At 68.0% G+C, this 17,856-nt stretch carries 17 protein-coding genes; 7 read left to right on the top strand and 10 right to left on the bottom strand.

Annotation, left to right across the window (positions count from 1 at the left end; translation table 11 throughout):
* Window positions 1-134: 134 nt before the first annotated feature.
* Complete coding sequence (locus ACFYYF_RS00665; protein ID WP_388769804.1) at window positions 135-731, top strand: GNAT family N-acetyltransferase; 597 nt, start codon at window positions 135-137, stop codon at window positions 729-731.
* Between the two features lie 62 nt (window positions 732-793).
* Here the strand turns inward: ACFYYF_RS00665 and ACFYYF_RS00660 are convergent, their stop codons facing one another.
* The 4 genes from ACFYYF_RS00660 to ACFYYF_RS00645 all read right to left on the bottom strand — a co-directional run bounded on the left by ACFYYF_RS00660 (window position 794) and on the right by ACFYYF_RS00645 (window position 4,502).
* Window positions 794-1,360, bottom strand: coding sequence for an O-methyltransferase (locus ACFYYF_RS00660; protein ID WP_388769802.1), 567 nt, complete (start codon window positions 1,358-1,360; stop codon window positions 794-796).
* Between the two features lie 82 nt (window positions 1,361-1,442).
* Window positions 1,443-1,859: a hypothetical protein gene (locus ACFYYF_RS00655; protein WP_388769800.1), complete on the bottom strand. Its 417-nt coding sequence runs from the start codon at window positions 1,857-1,859 to the stop codon at window positions 1,443-1,445.
* Window positions 1,860-1,905: 46 nt separating this feature from the next.
* A complete protein-coding gene (locus ACFYYF_RS00650; protein ID WP_388769798.1) occupies window positions 1,906-3,558 on the bottom strand; it encodes a M48 family metalloprotease in 1,653 nt (550 codons plus the stop codon).
* Between the two features lie 278 nt (window positions 3,559-3,836).
* Window positions 3,837-4,502, bottom strand: coding sequence for a TetR/AcrR family transcriptional regulator (locus ACFYYF_RS00645; RefSeq protein WP_388769796.1), 666 nt, complete (start codon window positions 4,500-4,502; stop codon window positions 3,837-3,839).
* 145 nt (window positions 4,503-4,647) lie between these two features.
* Between ACFYYF_RS00645 and ACFYYF_RS00640 the strand changes: the two genes are divergently transcribed.
* The gene (locus ACFYYF_RS00640; RefSeq protein ID WP_388769794.1) at window positions 4,648-5,670 is read left to right on the top strand and encodes an NAD(P)-dependent alcohol dehydrogenase; all 1,023 of its coding nucleotides are present in this window, start codon (window positions 4,648-4,650) and stop codon (window positions 5,668-5,670) included.
* A 174-nt stretch (window positions 5,671-5,844) separates the two neighbouring features.
* On the opposite strand, the gene ACFYYF_RS00635 is transcribed toward ACFYYF_RS00640, so the two are convergent.
* The 4 genes from ACFYYF_RS00635 to ACFYYF_RS00620 form a co-directional block, all read right to left on the bottom strand.
* Window positions 5,845-6,486 carry a uridine kinase gene (locus ACFYYF_RS00635; protein ID WP_388769792.1) on the bottom strand — a complete coding sequence of 214 codons (642 nt, stop codon included), beginning with the start codon at window positions 6,484-6,486 and terminating at the stop codon, window positions 5,845-5,847.
* Between the two features lie 373 nt (window positions 6,487-6,859).
* Window positions 6,860-7,441 (bottom strand): dihydrofolate reductase family protein, encoded by a 582-nt coding sequence (locus ACFYYF_RS00630; protein ID WP_388769790.1) that lies wholly within the window; start codon window positions 7,439-7,441, stop codon window positions 6,860-6,862.
* Between the two features lie 252 nt (window positions 7,442-7,693).
* Entirely contained in the window at window positions 7,694-8,812 is a 1,119-nt protein-coding gene (locus ACFYYF_RS00625) for an acyl-CoA desaturase (protein ID WP_361691073.1), read from the bottom strand.
* A gap of 7 nt (window positions 8,813-8,819) precedes the next feature.
* Window positions 8,820-9,875 (bottom strand): ferredoxin reductase, encoded by a 1,056-nt coding sequence (locus ACFYYF_RS00620; RefSeq protein ID WP_388769788.1) that lies wholly within the window; start codon window positions 9,873-9,875, stop codon window positions 8,820-8,822.
* A gap of 87 nt (window positions 9,876-9,962) precedes the next feature.
* On the opposite strand from ACFYYF_RS00620, the gene ACFYYF_RS00615 reads away from it, so the two are divergent.
* Window positions 9,963-11,102: a PucR family transcriptional regulator gene (locus ACFYYF_RS00615; protein WP_388769786.1), complete on the top strand. Its 1,140-nt coding sequence runs from the start codon at window positions 9,963-9,965 to the stop codon at window positions 11,100-11,102.
* Window positions 11,103-11,286: 184 nt separating this feature from the next.
* On the opposite strand, the gene ACFYYF_RS00610 is transcribed toward ACFYYF_RS00615, so the two are convergent.
* The gene (locus tag ACFYYF_RS00610; protein ID WP_388769784.1) at window positions 11,287-11,679 is read right to left on the bottom strand and encodes a DUF3883 domain-containing protein; all 393 of its coding nucleotides are present in this window, start codon (window positions 11,677-11,679) and stop codon (window positions 11,287-11,289) included.
* A gap of 217 nt (window positions 11,680-11,896) precedes the next feature.
* On the opposite strand from ACFYYF_RS00610, the gene ACFYYF_RS00605 reads away from it, so the two are divergent.
* From ACFYYF_RS00605 to ACFYYF_RS00595, 3 genes are all read left to right on the top strand, one after another.
* Window positions 11,897-12,523, top strand: a complete 627-nt coding sequence (locus ACFYYF_RS00605) for a hypothetical protein (protein ID WP_388769782.1) — start codon at window positions 11,897-11,899, stop codon at window positions 12,521-12,523.
* 1,104 nt (window positions 12,524-13,627) lie between these two features.
* A complete protein-coding gene (locus tag ACFYYF_RS00600; RefSeq protein ID WP_388769780.1) occupies window positions 13,628-13,930 on the top strand; it encodes a hypothetical protein in 303 nt (100 codons plus the stop codon).
* Window positions 13,931-14,069: 139 nt separating this feature from the next.
* Window positions 14,070-14,897: a tetratricopeptide repeat protein gene (locus ACFYYF_RS00595; protein ID WP_388769778.1), complete on the top strand. Its 828-nt coding sequence runs from the start codon at window positions 14,070-14,072 to the stop codon at window positions 14,895-14,897.
* A gap of 705 nt (window positions 14,898-15,602) precedes the next feature.
* Here the strand turns inward: ACFYYF_RS00595 and ACFYYF_RS00590 are convergent.
* Window positions 15,603-16,031: a hypothetical protein gene (locus tag ACFYYF_RS00590; RefSeq protein WP_388769776.1), complete on the bottom strand. Its 429-nt coding sequence runs from the start codon at window positions 16,029-16,031 to the stop codon at window positions 15,603-15,605.
* Window positions 16,032-16,609: 578 nt separating this feature from the next.
* On the opposite strand from ACFYYF_RS00590, the gene ACFYYF_RS00585 reads away from it, so the two are divergent.
* Entirely contained in the window at window positions 16,610-17,485 is an 876-nt protein-coding gene (locus ACFYYF_RS00585; RefSeq protein ID WP_388769775.1) for a hypothetical protein, read from the top strand.
* Window positions 17,486-17,856 lie beyond the last annotated feature (371 nt).

Genomic DNA, 17,856 nt, shown 5'->3' with positions numbered 1-17,856 from the left:
TCGGCCATCGCGCGGTGCTGGAACAGCACGTCGGCGGGTTTCTCACTGGGGGCATGATGTGGCAAAAACTGTTCCGCCGGCCCGCGGGACCGTTTCATCCACCTCTGCGCGGTCGGTGCGGTGAGGGCAGACACGTGCTGCGCAGCGAGCGTCTGCTGCTCTACACGCCACTCATCGCCCTGGACGTCTGGGTTCCTGCGGCGGCTCGTTCTGACGCAGAGGCGCAGCGCTGGCTGGGGTTGAGGACTGACGAGGTCGTGCAGGACGCAGAAGTTCGAGAACTGTTTTTGTCCATACGCGCCGATAACGACTTGTCAGGGTTCGCGCCCCGCGATCGCTTCAAGATGATGAGGAAGGTCGAGAAGGGGTCCGGGGACTTCGTCGAGCTGACCGCCGTGCACGTGGCCGACGGCAGATACGCGGGCGCGACGAGCGTGAGCCTGCAGTCCGGTGAGATCGGTGGCTGGCTGGCTCCGGACTTCCGCGGGCAGGGACTGGGAGGCGAGCTGTTCCGCTCGGCCGTCCAGCTCGGTCACCGGCATCTCGGCCTCAAGGTCGTACGAGCGGGTGCGGAGCCGACGAACAAGGCATCTCGAGGAGCACTCACGACAGCGGGCTTCACTCCTGCCTCGGGACCGGCACGGTTCACCCTGGGCGACGGACGTGAGATCGACACGTGCTGGTACGAGCACGGACAGGAAGCAACTGCACGCTGTCGTGGGGCGAGCTGAGTCGCCTGCGCGGCGTACGGGCGTTCCAACACAAGGAACGGCTCCGGTACACGGCTTCCAGGCTAGAGCCGGCGTGCTGCAACAACCGCAGAACTGGACGGTGTTGTGAGTACTTCAGTGGCGTCCAGGGCTGGATGCATGAGGTAGGACAGGCGCAACTCGTCCACCTCGCCGCCGAAGCGAGGCGGCCAATGGGGCGATGGCGTGAAGTCGTCCAGGATGAGCAGGCCACCGGGAGCAAGCAGCTCGACAACGCCCTCGGGATCGTCCCGCTTGCCTCCTCCGTCGCAGAAGAAGACATCGAACGGGGCATGGTGCTCAAGCAACCGCCAGTCCCCGGTGAGCACGCTGACGCGATCGTCGTCCGCGAACAGACGAGCCGCTCGACGGGCCAGCTCCCCGTCATGCTCCACGGTGATCAGACGGGCACCGGCGCCCAGCCCGCTGTGCAGCCAGGCGGTCCCCACGCCCGAGCCGGTGCCACTCTCCGCGATGACCCCGTGAGGCTTCGCGGCAGCGGCCAGCCTGAGCAACCTGCCCACCTCAGGGACGCAACTCCCCCTGAAACCCGCCTCCGAGGCGACACGTTCCGCGGCGACCACGCGAGGCGGAATCTCACGCGCCGTCATGATCGCGAATCCCCCTTCATCGTGAACGTGACGCTATCCGCCCGCAGATGAGTCCGCAGACGGCCGGCTCGCCAGCGCCGCATCAGGCAACGTTCGCCCTGGTGAGGAACCGGGCCAACACAGCCACGCCGATGGGCAACGCGACAAGGTAGCCGACGAGGCTACCGACGTCCGGATCAGCCAGTGAGGGAAAGGCCCAGTTCACTGCCGGAGTCACGACCAGTCTCACCGTTGCCAGCGCAAGGAGAGCGGCGACAACAGCAAGCCGACGCGGCGGGCCTGCCGCGCGGTACACCTCAGTCGCAGGCCCGATCGCGATCAGACCCGTCACGAGGCCGACGAGACTGGGATCGGGCAGCCACCCGAACGGCCACCCCACCAGAGCGATCAACCCGGAGACAGCAAGGCCGCCCAGTTCCAGCGCGAGGGTGGCCACTACCGGGTGTTCCCACGAGGGGCTTGGGACCGAGCCGTTCCCACTTTCCTTTTCATCGGCCACGTCGTCAGAGTAGCCACCGGCATGGCGAACGGTGCCTGCTGCGGCACTAGTTCCCGAGCGACAACCGCGCGGAGGCGCTGTCGCTACCCGCCAGGAGCGATCGCAGCGCGGTGGTGTCGGGTGTGTCGGCCACGGCCGCGTCCAGGGCTTCGTCCAGCCCCTTCTCCCACTGCTCCGGAAGCGCCAGTCCGGGCTGCCCCGACCAGCCCGTGTCGGGAACCGCATGTCCCTCTCGGACGAGATGCAGATGGACCATTCCGGCGAGTCCGTCGAAGATCTTGGGCCGGATGAAGTTCCGGGCCGACGGTCCGGTCAGCCGGGACGCCTGCGGAGGCTTGGGCATCCGGTCGGCTATCTCCATCCACAGCAACCCGCGGTCGAACGCGTCCAGCACCTCGTCGAGGTCCGGCAGGGCGGTTTCGTTCGGCCGAGCGGCCGGGCCGCCCTGGCGGACGAGCGCCTCTCCGTCCTCCACCTGGGCAGGAGTACGTGACACCGTCGGCTCCCCGGAGGAGCGCAGCGCCCTGCCGACGGCGACGCGCAGCGGCTGGGACCAGCCCTCCGCGTCGACGACGGCGCGCGCCATGACCAGGTCTTCCCAGCTCATACGGGGCAACTGGACGACCTCTGCAGGCAGCAGGCGCGCTTCCAGCGCCGCGAACACCAGCTCCGCATCGCGCAGCAGGGTGAGGGCGGACGGACCGTCCGAGCCGTCGGTCCGACCGTCGGGGGCCAACTCCTCTATGCGGGCGATCCGTTCGGCGCCCGGAGGGTGCGAGTCGTACCGGTGCGGCCGTGGAGGACGCGTCCCCGCGGCGAGTACGGCGAGCCGGTCGCCGGGCCGGGCGGCGACGAGCCGACGGAATCCGCCGTACACCTCACCCACCGGAGGGAGGGCGCCCATCGGCGCCCCCATTCCGGCGTACGTCTGCACATAGTGGGCGTGGGCGGCGGCAATCACCGGCAAGGCTCTCAGGGCCGCGACTGTCGCGTCACGGCCGGCGGTTTCGGCGGCCGTCTGGTCGGCGGCGAACTCCTGGTCGCGGGCGACGGACTGCGAGGTGCGCAGGAACATGTGGGCGTAGCCGACGTACAAACCGCCGATCGCCTGGTGGATCGAGGTGCTGCCGTCCTGGAACATCTCGACCGTGTGGAGCACCGCTTGCCGGCCGCGCATGGTGAGAGCGCCGAGCCGGCCGTCGCGATGACCGTAGTGCCCGAACTCGTGGGCGAGGACGGCACGCAGCCGGGGCACGGTCAGACCCGCGAGCAGCGGTAGGCCCAGGACCATGCGGCGCCGTCCGGGCAACAAGCCCAGCAGGCGGCTCTGTTCGGCGACCCCCGCGTTCACCTCGTCCACGAGGTACAGCTCGTCCGGCGGTCGTTCCCCCGCCACGTCGGCGGCGGCCCGGACCTGCGCCCACAGCTCGGGCTGGTCATCGGGGCCGACGGCGACGGCGTGGTCCATCCGTCCGAGGCGCCCGGCGCGCAGGAAGGTGAACATGCCCCTGAGGATCACCAGCGCCAGGAGCACGGTGACGGCGATGATCGCACCCTCGAACCGGGCCGCTCGCGCGGTGAGCATTTGTGTGACCAGGAGCCAGTCCAGTACCGCCATGGCCGCCAGCAGCCCGATTCCCATCAGAAAGAATCCGGCCAACAGCAGAACGGCGCGCAGCGCACGCAGACGGAACGTCATCGGAGTCCCCCCACAGAACTCGGAAGCCCGGACAGGCGGACTTGGTTCGCGGAGCTTACCTGTTGGGAGGCCGTAAGCGCGGTGCACCTATCTGCCTCTTGGACGGGATCTCGCGGAGGTCCGCGGCGAGTCCGAGAAAGGCCAAGCAGGTGCGGTGGTCGTGTCTTATTTAGTGCCCCTCGGCCATGCGTTTGGGGCCTTCGCTGCCGTTCTGCCCTCACCATCCGGTACGACAGCGCACCGGATGGTGCGGCGAGGCCGCCCCCACCCCTGGGTCGTCAGCCCGCCGCTCGCTGGAGGCCGTCGAGGATGAGGTCCAATCCGAATTCGAACTCGTCGCCATAGGCGTACCCAGGACGCATGACGTGAGCGGTCGCGATCTCGGTCAGGTACGGGTACTGGCCGTCGCCGAAGCTGCTCATGATGGAATCCGCCAGTTCCGCGGTCTCCTGCGGGGAGTCGAAGGGCAAGGTCTTCTCCTGCAGGGCGAACCCGTAGATGTAGCTGTCGAGAAGCGAGACGGCGTGGGCGGTCAGAGCGAGGGAGAACCCGCTCTGGCGCAGACAGCCGAGCACGGCATCGTGGTGGCGCAGAGTGGCCGGGCCCGGAGTGGACCGTGACTCCATCAGCCCGATGGCCCAGCGGTGGCGGGACAGTACGTGGCGCATGGAGATGGCCCGCTGCCGCATGGCCTGCCGCCAGTCGTCACCCGGCGTGGGCAGTTCGACCTCGCCGAAGACCAGATCGATCATGCCGTCGAGCAGGTCCTCTTTGTTGGCCACGTGGTTGTACAGGGACATGGCCTCGACACCCACAGCCTCGCCGAGCTTGCGCATGCTGAGCGTCTCCAGGCCGCCGGCGTTGGCGAGTTCGACGGCGGCGTGCAGCACCCGCTGCCGGGTGAGCGTCTCGCGGGTCGGCTGCGGGGTGGTCCGTCGGGTCACGGTCGACGGTCACTTCCTCTCGTGGTCTTCCGGTCGTGGTCTCCCGGCGTTGACCAGCTTACGTCGTAAGTGTTGTACTTATGGTGTAAGTACTTACGCCGTAAGTACGAGGGAGCCGGAAGCGGGAGCACTGACGATGCGGAACATGAGCGAGCCGATCGCGACCACTGGTGGGACCGAGACGATGGCGGCCGTCGTGCAGGAGCGCTACGGCACCGAGCCGGAAGCGGTGCTGCGCCCGGCGCGGCTCACCCGGCCCGGCATCGGGCCGGGCGAGGTGTTGGTGCGGGTGCGCGCCTCCAGCGTCGACCGGGGCACCTGGCACATGATGGCCGGCCTGCCCTACGCGGTGCGGCCCGTGAGCGGGCTCCGCAGGCCCAAGCTCCCCAACCCCGGCCGCAACATCGCCGGTGTCGTCGAGGCGGTGGGCCCCGACGTGACCGGGTTCGCGCCCGGCGACGAGGTCTACGGAACGGCGGTCGCCGCGTTCGCCGAATACGCCGCCACCCGCCCCGACAGGATCGCCCCCAAGCCGGCCGGACTCACCTTCGAGGAGGCGGCGACGGTCCCCGTCAGCGCGCTCACCGCACTCCAGGCGGTCCGCGACAAGGGCAAGGTCCAGGAGGGCCAGCAGGTCCTGATCACGGGTGCCGCCGGCGGCGTGGGCACCTTCGCCGTCCAGCTCGCCCACGCCTTCGGCGCCCGGGTCACGGCCGTCGCGAGCACCCCCAAGCTCGACGCCGTACGAGCGCTGGGCGCCGACCACGTGATCGACTACACCCGCGAGGACTTCCTCGCCGGCCCACGCCGGTACGACGCCGTCATCGACATCGCGGGCAACCGCGGCCTGCGGGATCTGCGCCGGGCCCTCACGCCCCGCGGCCGGCTCGTCATCACCGGAGGCGAGGCGAAAGGCCTCTGGCTCGGCGGCGCCGACCGGCAGGTCCGAGCGCAGATGCTGTCCCCTTTCACCGGCCAGCACCTCGGCACCTTCATTGCCTCCGAGCACGCCGACGGGCTCCGCGACCTGACCGATCTCATCGACGCAGGCACGCTCAGCCCTGTGGTCGACAGTGTGTACCCGCTCGCCGAGACCGCCGCAGCCGTCCGACACCTTCTCGACGGCCGCGCCACGGGCAAGCTGGCGCTCACGCTGCCCACGGAATGACGCCGTAGGCCGGCGCCCGCACCATGCCGTCCACCAGCATTTCTCCAGTTCACCTGTAGCAAGGCGAACTGGAGATCTGTCGTGATTCGCCTGAGAGCCCGCGGGAGCTACGGCTGTGTTGCCGGAAGGGTGATCAAGCGGTGTTCCTCGCCGGGGCTGGTGTCCCGGCGCACGTCACAGTGCGAACGCCGGGATCCCGGGGGTACGGCTCACACCGGACACCCCGCTTGCCCGGGAGGCCACCGCGGGCTCCGGCGTGAGGGCCGCCCCGATCAGCGGCATGACGGCGGCCATCATCTCGGCCTCGCTCGCGGTTCCGTCCACGACCAGATCGGCCGCTGCCCGGGAGGGCGCGACGTGGGCCGTGTGGCGGTCCCTGCCGGTCTGCAGATAGTTGCGCAGGGACAGTCCGGGGTCCTGCCGCTGCACCTCGATCTTCCGGAGGATCTTGCGGGCCAGGCGTATGTCGTCGGGGGTGTCGACGAACACCCGCCACGCGGCCCGCCGGACCACGGACGGCAGCGACAGCGCGAACAGGCCCTCGACCACCACCAACAGCACGCCGGGGCGCAGCAGCGCCGCGTCGATGGCGTGGGTCACCGCTGTCTCGTCGATCGACCCCGGATGATTCCAGTCGAGGACGGCGTGCCCGTCGGCGCTGGCCGTCCACACGCCCATCAAGGGGTCGTGCGCGGGCACGTAGTAGTCGTCCAGATGGACCAGTGCGATGCTCTCGGGACACTGCAGCGACAGGGCTTCGGCAAGGGTGGACTTGCCGGATGCGGTGCCGCCTGCGACCGCCAGTACACCCGTCATACCGGGCGCTCCTCATGTGCTCAAAGGGGATAGATAAGCGGCCGGACAAGCCGGGTGGAGGGAATGTACGGCGCCGTGATCGCCTATGGCAAGCACGGGAACGCAGCCCGGTTCAGCGGAGGCCGGGGCCGCTACTTTGGGTCGACCTGCGCACCGGTTTCGGCGATGTCGCGGACCTTCAGTGTGGCGTCATGGCCACTGGGCGCGGGCGTGACGCCGGCGTGCGGGAGCCGGAATTACGGAAACGGACTCCGAGGGGCTGTTGTCCACGGTCTCTGCGCTGATGTAGGCACTCCGCCCGCAGCCGAGGGGTCCCCGGCGGTCCAAAGGCAGGGGGTGATCAGGTGGCTCGGACGTCTGCGGCTCGGATCGGTCAACGGTGCACTTGATAGCGAAGGTGAAGCACCCGGTTGCCCTGAATCACCACGTCGGGATCCTCCAGCAGGTGTTGCACCTGGACCGAGCCGAAGTAGCGCTTGCCGGACCCGAACACGACGGGTACGACGTCCATGCGCACCTCGTCGATCAGACCCGCGGCAAGCACCTGGCCGCCGACGTCCCCGGCGGCGACCTCGACGATGCGGTCACCCGCGAGTTCCTGTGCCTTGGCCACGGCTGCCTCGACGCCGTCGACGAAGTGGAACGGCGCCGCGGGGTCCCAGCCCTCGGGTTCCGGCCGGTGTGTCACGACGACCACGTGGTCGACACCGCTCGGAGGTGTCCCGTCCCAGCCGTCCGTCATGTCGAAGACGTGGCGGCCGACGACGGTCGCCCCGATCTGGTCCCAGTACGGCCGGATGTAGTCGTAGGACGTCTGTGACACCTTCACCACGCCGCTCTCGTCCAATGGCACGTCACCGCTGGACAACCAGTCGAACAGCGGTCCGGGCTGGTCGTTCCCGTCCGCGATGAAGCCGTCCACCGATACGGAGCTGTACATGACGACCTTGCTCACGGGGCTCTCCTCTGCGTCGAGGCGCCCCAAATTAGCGTGTTGTGAGCTGTCGCTCTTGCAAGGCGTGCGGAGCTCCTGGCGCACAAGGCGTGCTGGGCTCCTGGCGCACGTCGTCCAGGCAGCGCAGGCGGGAACCCGGCTGCCTGGATCTCGTGTCGTACGGTCAGAGGTCACGGTCGCCCGCCGCCGGCAACGGATCTCACGAAACCCGGAGACCGCCGCTGCTACGGACGAAGGAACCGATACCGCGCATCAGGCCGCGACGAGCTCTCGCTCGCGGTCCGGCGTCTTGACCTTGGGCTTCTTGTTCGGCAGCGAGAGCCGGACGACCTTGCGCCACGCGGAGAACACCTGCTTGGGCAGCGGCCCGGTGACGTACTCCAGCTCGTACTTCTCGAACAACGCGCGCACCTTCACCGCGACCTCGGCGTACCGGTTGCTCGGCAGGTCCGGGAACAGGTGGTGCTCGATCTGGTGCGAGAGGTTGCCGGTCATGAAGTGCATGGCCTTGCTGCCGCTGATGTTCGCCGAGCCCATCATCTGGCGCAGGTACCACTGGCCGCGCGTCTCGCCCTTGATCGACCGGCGCTCGAAGACCTGCACACCCTCGGGGAAGTGCCCGCACATGATCACCGAGTGGGACCAGATGTTGCGGACCAGGTTGGCGGTGAACGTGGCGGCGAGCGTGGTGAGGAACGACGGGCCCGACAGCAGCGGGTGGATCACGTAGTCCTTGAGCACCTGCTTGCGGATCTTGCGGCCCACGGCCCTGGCCTGGGCGCGGAACTCCGGGTTGTTGCGGCGCCGCTTGTGCAGGTTCTTGCCGAGCTCCAGGTCGTACGCCGCGATGCCGTACTCGAAGAAGCAGGCGTTGATGAAGTTCCACAGCGGCTGGCCGAGGTGGAACGGGTGCCACTTCTGGTCCTCGTCGACGCGCATGATGCCGTAGCCGAGGTCGTTGTCCTTGCCGATCACGTTGGTGTACGTGTGGTGCAGCTCGTTGTGCGAGTGCTTCCACTGATCGGCCGGAGAGACGTGGTCCCACTCCCAGGTGGTGGAGTGGATCTTCGGGTCCCGCATCCAGTCCCACTGGCCGTGCAGGATGTTGTGGCCGATCTCCATGTTGTCCATGATCTTCGCCACGGACAGACCTGCGGTGCCGAGCAGCCACGCCGGCGGGAAGAACGAGAACAGCAGCACGCCCCTGCTGGCCAGCTCGAGCTTGCGCTGCGCCGAGATGACCTTGCGGATGTAGGCGGCGTCCTTCTCGCCCCGGCTGGCGATCACCTCGTCGCGGATCGCGTCCAGCTCGCGGCCGAGCTCCTCGATCTGCTCCGCGGTCAGGTGGGCGGTGGGGTCGATGGCGGTCAAGGTGCTCCTACCGTTCGATGTCGCAGGGGCCCGCGGCGGCGGACACGCAGGTCTGGATGAGGACGCCCGGCTCGGCCTCGGTGATCTCGCCGGTGCGCAGGTCACGTACGGCGCCCGCCTTGAGCGGCGTGATGCAGCCGAAGCAGATGCCCATGCGGCACCCGGAGGGCATGAGCACACCGGCTTCCTCGCCGACGTCCAGCAACGGCGTGGCGCCGTCCGCGTCGACGGTCTTCCCGGTCGCGCTGAACGTGACCTCGCCGCCGTCGCCGGCGACGACGATGCTGGGGCGGAAGCGTTCGGTGTGCAGGCGCTCCGGTACGCCGTGCTCGCTCCAGCGCTGTTCGGCGGCGTCGAGCAGGCCCGCGGGCCCGCAGGCCCAGGTCTCGCGCTCGGCCCAGTCGGGCACGAGTTCGTCGAGACGGGCGATGTCGAGCATGCCGTCCGTGTCGGTGTGCACCTCGGTGAGCCGCAGCTTCTTGTCCGCGACCAGGTCGTGCAGTTCGTCGCGGAAGATCACGTCCTGCGGCTGTGGCGCGCTGTGGACCATGACGACGTCGTCGAACCCGGTGTCGCGGAGCATGCCCATCACGGGCGTGATGCCGCTGCCGGCCGTCAGGAAGAGCACCTTGGCGGGCTTGGCCTGCGGGAGCACGAAGTCACCGGTCGGCTGGTCGAGCTGGACCAGCGTGCCCGGTGTCGTCCTGCGGACCAGGTGGTTGCTGACCTTGCCGTCCGGGATCGCCTTCACGGTGATCGTGACGCGGCCGTCCCGGCGGTCTGTCGGCGAGGTGAGGGAGTAGGCACGCCACAGGCGCACCCCGTCGACGTCGACCCCTATCCGCACGTACTGACCGGCCGTGTGGCCCCGCCAGCCCCGTCCCGGCCGGATAACGATGGTCGCGGCGTCTGCCGTCTCGCGATGCACTGCCTCGATGCGCCCCCGCAGGTCGGCGCCCGCACGCAGCGGGCTGACCAGGTCGAGGTAGTCCGACGGCAGCAGCGGCGTCGTGACCATCTCCAGCAGTTTCCACGCCCTGGTGCGGACGGCTGTACTCGTCATGGCCCCAGCTTGCTGCGTCCCAGGGCGTAAAGTCCTGACCGCAGGACGTGAATCTGATCGGCGGAATTGTTCGCAGGGAATAACAACGTGAGCCATGTAACACAGAGGGCCAGCGAACTGGCACTGGACGAGACGACGGTCACCGCGCTTCGGGCCGCGCTGAAGACCACCGCCGACGAGGTCGTCCAGGCGATCATCGACGAGGTCCCTTCCTACGCCAACGCCCTTTCGGGCCGTATGGGCGGCACCATCCGCCGCGCCGTCCGCACCGCGCTGGGGCACTACCTGGACCTCGCGAGCGGCAACGCCACAGGCGGCGACGGCGGTGACGCGGCCTACGAGCTGGGCCGCGGCGAGGTGCGCGACGGCCGTTCGATGGACGCCCTGCTCAGCGCCTACCGCGTCGGCGCCCGCGTGGCCTGGCGATGCCTGGCGGCGGGTGCCGTACCCGCAGGTCTGCCCGCAGCCGAGGTCGCCAAGTTCGCCGAGCTGACCTTCGCCTACATCGACGAGCTCTCCGCCGCGAGCGCCGCGGGCCACGCCGACGAACTGGCCGCCCAGGGCAGGGCCCACGAGCGCCACCTGGAACACCTCGCCCGCGACCTCCTCGCCGGCGCGAGCCCGGACGTGCTGCTGGCCTCCGTTCAACGGGCCGGGTGGCAGCCCCCGGTCTCACTGACCGCGGTCCTGCTGCCCGCCGACCAGGCCCGGCCCGCCTACCGCGCGCTCGACCCGAGCACCCTCGTCCTCGACGATCTGCCGGACGCCACCGGTGTGCTGCTCGTCCCCGACGCCGACCGATCGCATCTCCTGCGGCAGCTGACGGACCGCGCCGCCGTGGTCGGCCCGGCCCGGCCATGGACTCGCGCGTCCGCCTCGTACGCACGAGCAGTACGAGCACGCTCCCTCTCCGCCGAAATCCGCGACACCGAGGACCACCTGCCCGAGCTGGTACTGAGCGCCGACGCGGACGCGTTCGCGGACCTGCGGGCCCGGGCCCTCGCACCGTTGCGGGCCCTGCCTGTCGCGACAGCACGACGGCTGGAGGAGACGCTGCGGGCGTGGCTGCTGCACCAGGGCAGGCGGGACGAGGTGGCGGCGGAGTTGTTCGTCCACCCTCAGACGGTCCGCTACCGGATGACGCAGCTCCGAGAGCTGTTCCCGGACCTCGCATCACCGAACAGGGTCCTTGAATTGACCCTGGCGGTCGGCCCTCGGGTCGGCTGACGCGCGTCGTACTCGGCGCGGAACGCATACGAACTGCTTCCGCGGCGAACGAGTGGCCTCTGAGCATCGTGCATCGCGCTCGACACCTGGCGACGAGCTCCGGGCTGCTTCGTCTACGGATCGTGGAGATCGCAGCTTTCGCTGCCGTACTTCACTGCCGTACTTCATTGCCGTACGGCAGCGCTTACAGCAGCTGCTCCGCTTGGTCGTACTCCGCTGCCCGGAAGGTGGGCCAGAAGGTGATCTGGGGCTGGGATCGGTCGATCATCGCCCGCAACACCTTCCCGTGCAGGATGCGCACGCCGACCTCCGCCCCCTCGGGGCCGGCAAGGTTGTCGATCACATAGACGTAGTAGTGCTCGGGGTTCGCCCTGGCCGCCTCCACCTGCCGGTGTTCCAACGGCAGCGCTTCACTGCGCGCCGAGCGGCTGAAGGCCTTCACTTCGATAATGCGAGGCAAACTCTCGACGTCGTACGGCAGCCCCGAGGTGCGAACGTCCTTGGGATCGCGTCCCGCGGCTCGCTCCAAGGCCATCACGTGCGCGATCGCGGCCTGCTCCGTCTCCTTGTTCCCCACAACGCCCCCTACGGTCAGCGGACCCATGGTGCCGTGAAGACCCCCAGCTCGGGAAGCTCAGGTGATGTAGCGGCAGCAGTGGAGCCGACCTGCGCTACAGCGGCGCAGACATGTGCTGTCCGCGGAGTTGAGATTCCTGTTCCCCCGCAGCTCCCCGCACGATCTGGCACGCGACCGGCACGTTCAAGTCACCCCTGGGCCACGTTAGTCTCCGATCATGGCCTTGCGACCTGATGAGTTCTACGACCACGCACGCTCGGCCGCGGACGGCGAGTTTCGGCTGCCGTTGGCGCGGATGACCAGCTGGGAGATAAGCCCGTTCGAACCTGAAGGGCTTCGCGTCGCGCCGCTGCGTCCGCCCGCCCTGCCCGAACCGGAACGGCACGGCGAGGATCCTGAGAACTGCGACCCTTGCCGCGCCCGAGACGAAGGCATCTGGTTCAACGAGCGCTGGCGACTGGCGCGGATCACGGGCGTCGGCGTGCCTTTGGTACTGATGCTGTTCTCCCGGGACCACTACGACATCGCGGATCTGCCCGATGAAATGGCCGCCGAACTCGGGGTGCTCACCACGCACATCGTCCGGCACGTGCAGGCACTGCCGCACGTCTCCCGAGCCCACGTCTACCGGATCGGGGACGGAGCTGCGCACCTGCACATCTGGTTCTTCGCTCGACCCGAGGGCCAGGCCCAGCTGTTCGGGTCATGGATGCCCGTCTGGGACGACCTCCTGCCGGAGTATCCGGCGGACGTAGCCGACGCGGACGCGATGGCTGTCGCCGACGCACTGGTCACCTCGTACGGAGGCCGTCGCCAAGCCGCCGACGAGCAGATGGACGCCTGAGCTTTCCGCGCGATCTCACTGGCCGGTGCACTGATCGCCGGCTTAGCTGACCAGCGACACCGAAGTAGCCCACAGCTAGGACCAGTTCAGATGCTGTGGGCTTCTGTCATCGCGGGTCAGCCTCGGCTGACTTCGCGGCCCGGAGACAGCCCCGAGTGTGCCCTCAAGCTGAGGCTCGCTGGAGCCCTGCCCAGTGTTTCCCGCCCAGCCGGGCACAGGCACCATCTCGTCCGTACCCAGATGCCTTGTCAGCCACCACATCTTGTTGGACTGGTTGAGCGCGTTGGTGACCTTCCTTGTCAGGTCGATCGCAGGGGTGTGGCGAAGTCGGCCAAGGGCCCTTGGCTCTTGAGTGATCGTTCACTGAGGTGCGGCGCTGGCCGTTGTGGTTCGGACTGGTTGGTGTCAGCCGCTGATGTCAGAAGTCGTCCCAGCTTGTCGGCCCTGCGACGCATTTCCCGCTTTCGTCCACGATGTAGATGACGTCACGGGTGCCCACTGCGCCCTCCGCCTTGCCGGGAGCGGGGTCGATGAATGGGCAAACCGACTTCACGCCTCGGACAACCACCTTGTAGGTCACAGGCCACGCACGTTTCTCGGTCCAGCCGAGGTATTCACCGCCGCCGCCCGGCGCTCGGTGGGGATTCCCGCCGAGCGGAGTGCCGTGCTCTGCACACGGTGGACAACCGACTATGCGGGCATCCCAGGCTGACTCGTTGACCAACCGCACCGGTAGTCCCGCATTGTCGGAACTGCTGCACCCTGCAACGGAGATGGCAGTAATCCCTAGCGCGACCAGCAACGAGATCCGCGGTCGCTTCGAGCTCCGGTGGGACGCACTGTTGGGACTGCCTCGTCTCGAAGATTGCATGCTGGACTCTCCCGTGATCATGATCCGGGCTGAATCATCGCAGGTCACGGCAGGTATGGACAATGATCGAAGGCCGTCGTGTGCATCTCTCGATGCGAACTATGGGCACGACGGTCGCTGAGGTCTGATCGGCCGGCCAGACGGTCGCGCGCGACTGCTGGCGGTTGGCTCCGGTCGCGACGGTTGCCGTACCTCGCTGCAGTGCGGCAGAAAGGTTCTGCTTTGATCAGTCCATGATTTCTGTCGGCACTCCGGACGAGACACGCGAGAAAGCAGAGCTCGCGGTCTGGTTCGGCGGGGCCTCCTTGGCGTGCTGGTTCTGCTGTCCGTTCTGGATACTGGTCAGCTTCGTCTCGCTGCCCATGGCACTCGTCGGCCTCGTGCGGGCCTGTGTGGAGTACCACGCATCAAAGTCGGGACGAGCGAACAGGATGCGAGCTGTGGTGGGGGCCGGGTTGTCCCTCCTGGGGGCAGCAGCGGCGATGACCTACATGATCTTTCTGGCCAGCCATCCTGATCTTCCTGTCCAGGACTAGCGGCCGAACAGCCACCGCCTTGGGAGAGATGTTGGGTGGGGCCGACCTCCGCATCTGGTAGGCGAGTGGCACGGCCGAGTGGTCTGCCAGGCGCACCCTGCTGACGAAGGCCGCCCAACTTCACGTAATCTCGCGCCTCGTGGAGTTCCTCGCGCGGCCCTGGTGGGCCTACGGCCGTATGTCTCGCTCGGATGCAGTGGCCCTCAACCGCCTCGGGGACCTGGTCAAGGCAGGGGACTACGAGCAGGCCGAAGCCGGAGCGAGAGCACTGGCGGCCGAGCCACGACGCTTTCGCAGACTCAACCCCCTAACGGTGTGGCATGCCAGGGCTTTGGCCACGACGGCGGCCGTGGCTCACGGGCGTGGAGCGGAGGCGCTGACCGAGCTGGAGGCGTTGATCGGGGAGTTGGAGTCGGCAGTGGGCGTCGATCCGGGACTCCTGCTGGCGGTTCGGGGGAACCGTGTGGTGGTCCTCATTCGCCAGAGGCGCTATGCGGAGGCTGAGGCCGAGGCGAATGCCATTCTGCGAGCCGTGACCCGCATAGCGCATCTCACTGAGGTGTGGAGACTCGAACTGTCCACTTTGGACGACCTGGCAGATGCGATGTGCGGGCAGGGCCGCTACGCGGAGGCCGAGGCCATTGCGCGGGGGAATCTGCCACGTGCGGTCGGAGGCACAGCTGCCGCTTTGCAGTGTCAGCTGGTGCGGAGCCTGACCGGGCAGGGCCGACACGAGGAAGCCTTGACGGAGGCGCGTCGACATAGGCCAATTTGGGTTCGGGAGCAAAGCGGGGTCCTGGACATGGCCATAGCCACAGCCCTACACGGTTTGGGTCGCCGCGGCGAGGCAGAGTCTGCAGCGCGACGGGCGTTGACCGACTGCGAGAGGTTTCTGCATCCGGCCCACCCTCGCATCCACGAGGCACGTGAGCTGGCGGCCCGGATTGCCGGCGAGCATCTGGCCTGATGGTTGCACGGACCCTCAGCTGGAAGCTGAGGCTGGTTCGAGCGCCGACCTGGGTGAACACCTGGGGTGCCTTCTAGTTCAGCTCAGCCGCATTCACCGTGGTTCCCAGCTGTTCCCCGTTCGATCCGGTGCGCTTGTGGTGCGGGCCGCAGCGGCGGTCGTGCTCGCGCGGCGTGTTGTCAGTGCTCATCGCTAGGGTCGCTGACGCGCGGCCAGCTTCCGAGGTGTCCAGCTCTACAGAGCAGCTGCATCCCCGACGTTGTCTGGGGCGGTCCGGGTACAACCCGGACCTAACCGACGGTCGGGCTTCGTCGATGGCCAAGGAGAGACCTGCCAGCGCTGGCCGCGCTCAGCACGCATCTGCTGCGGGAGCAGATGCACGCGTTCCAACTGTGTTGGTGCGGTGGCGGGCCGTGGCCAGTGGTGTCCACGTGCGTTTATGGGCGGTTGGGCGCCGAGACGATTCCGGAGTTCGGTCCTTCCTGAGCGGCCCTGAACGGGGCTGAATGAGAAGGGAAATGAGACGGCGGGCACGAGACGGGGCCAGCCGTCCGTCAGGCTGATCGGAGTCCTGAGGTGTGCTCGGTGGTGTCGAGCTGCCTGTCGAACTCATGGTGAGGCGCAGCGGTCGCCACGTGCCAATCCGTGCAGGTGATCCAAGGCGTCCAGTGCAGACCCGTCCCGCTCGTCACCGCCCGCGGTCTCTCACCAAGAGAACCAACCGGGAGTGGCCGAGTAGACCTGCGGCGTGTAGTCGCAGGTGTTCTCCTTGAAGGGCTCGGCCGCCGTCTTGGATGCCCGCTGCTCGCCGCCGGCATCCACCCTGTCGGCTGCCACCACTAGGGCCAGGGCGGCCAACATGCAAGCGATGAGGAATGGAGGGCGCGAAGGCCTGCTCATCACGATCGCTGTCCCCGCGCCGACCACGGCCGTCAGGAAGACTCCTGCGATCAGTGAGAGAGCGATGAGCGTGATGTGGTTCAGAACTGGTGACTGGTGGCACAGCACGTATTGGCGGCCCGAGCGATAGCCCTGCACCCGTTCGTAGAGCGCGGCCATCCCCAGCGCCGAGCCGAACACGAAGACGTGCCACGGTCGCACATCCATATGCTGATGAGCCTTCATGCTGCTCACGGCTCCTCCAATCGCTACCCCGCCCCAGTCTGTGCCGCACCCTACAGAGCGGTCAGCGCGGCGATTTCGGCCAGGAGCCTCTTACTTCTGAAACGTCAGAAGCCCCGGATCTCTCCAGGGACTCCGGTCTGTGTGCACCAGGTGGGATTCAGACCCGCAGTCTTCTGATTCGTAGCTCTATAGAGACCGGGCACCGCCGGCCAGAGGGGTCACCGCGAGGTTCCTCCGAGGTACTGCCGGTCGCGGTTGGTTGCTGTACGTCGCTGCTGTACGCAGAATCAGTGCTGGGTGTGCACCTGTTGCAGGCCGCCTTGGGGCACGTCAACACCCTGTTGCTGCAGGAGGTGCCGGCGGAGGCGAACTGGGCTGACAAACTCACGGACGCCGACCGGCGGGCGCGGTCCCCGCCCTTCTGGACCCACGTGAAGCCCAACGGAAGGGTTCGAGCTGGACATGGACCGTCACCTGGTCCTCGGCCCGCTCGTGCCGCAGCAGTGCACCCCGCAGGACGACTCCACGCCAACCTGGGACGCGACGGGACCTTGATCTTTTCGGTTCCGTGCCTGTTCAATCGGCAGATGGCTGAGACCGATGTCGATCTTGGGACCGTCACCGCGCCCTCCGGAATGCTCGTGCTGGGGATGGCGGGCTGGATCGACTACTGGACGCAGGTGGGTCGGCCGCTGTCTGATCGGGCTCGGACAGTAATAGCAACCGGCGGCGGCCACCTGTATGGCCCCGAGGACAGCGAGCCGTCCGCTTGGATGTGTGAGGCGATCGCAGTAGCAGCCGCCGCGGACCGGCCCCTGCGGATTCGAGCCCGGACATCGGCCTCACCCTTCGACGGGGAACCGACGATCGCCGTCCTGGAGGTCGACCTCGGCCTGCCGTGGCCCGGTCTTGATGACGGCGAACCCGTGCAGCTCGGCGATCTGCCGGTGGATCGATGTGGCATGGTCCTCGGCGACGCTCAGGCCCTGGACGGCTTCACCGGCCTGGACGGACAGTCCACCGACGGCCTGGCGGACGTCACCTACTGGGGCAAGTACGAAGACACTGTCCATACGCAGTTCGGCGGTGACCGCATCCCACAGCACCCCAGCGGACACGGGCCTCATGGATGGCTCGACCTCCCCCTGGCCGAGGCCGAAGCGGTCGCCGAACGGCTCCGGACCTGGACCCGAGAAGGGCCAGGCCATGGCCTGATGGTCTCCGTCGACGCCCACACCGACTTCCACCGATTCAACCGAGCCGGATGGAGCCACCCCCTGCTGGCGGGTGTCGTCGACGTCGGCGGCTGCCCAGTGCTCGGTCTCGGCTGGGATCCCGGGGACCACTCCATGCGCCACCGCGGAGAGCGAGCCTACGGACAGGTCTACCCCGCCACCCTCGAAGCCCGCGCCGGCAGCGCGGTACTGCGCTGGACTATTCCGCCCTACGCTCCCACCCTGTGAGTCGCGCTCAGCTGATCGCTTCAAAGGGCCGCCTCGATGCCAGTGGATCAGGCCGTTCTGCAGCGGCCGCCTCTTGTGTCCGTAAGTGGAACCCCGACGAACAATGCTGATCTTGACCAATGAGGGGGGTCGACCTGCGCTGACGGCGTCTCCTTCTTGTACGCGAGGACTTGCGTGACCTGACCACCCGGCTTCATGCGTGTCTTCAGCTCCAGCCTCCGTCGGCCACGTCCGCGGCCGAAGCCCTCCAAAATGTGCTCGAGCCCTCCGACAGTGCGACCCTGCGCCGCTGCGTGTGGGCCCCATCGCGGCCTTCTTCGTCATGCTTACCGAGGTGGGCTGCCCGAGGGTGATCAGGCGAGGCACCGCGG

This window comes from Streptomyces sp. NPDC001914 (assembly GCF_042891215.1).
GTDB lineage: Bacteria > Actinomycetota > Actinomycetes > Streptomycetales > Streptomycetaceae > Streptomyces.
Note: the sequence above shows the minus strand (reverse complement) of the source record. Positions and strands in the feature narration are given on the sequence as shown.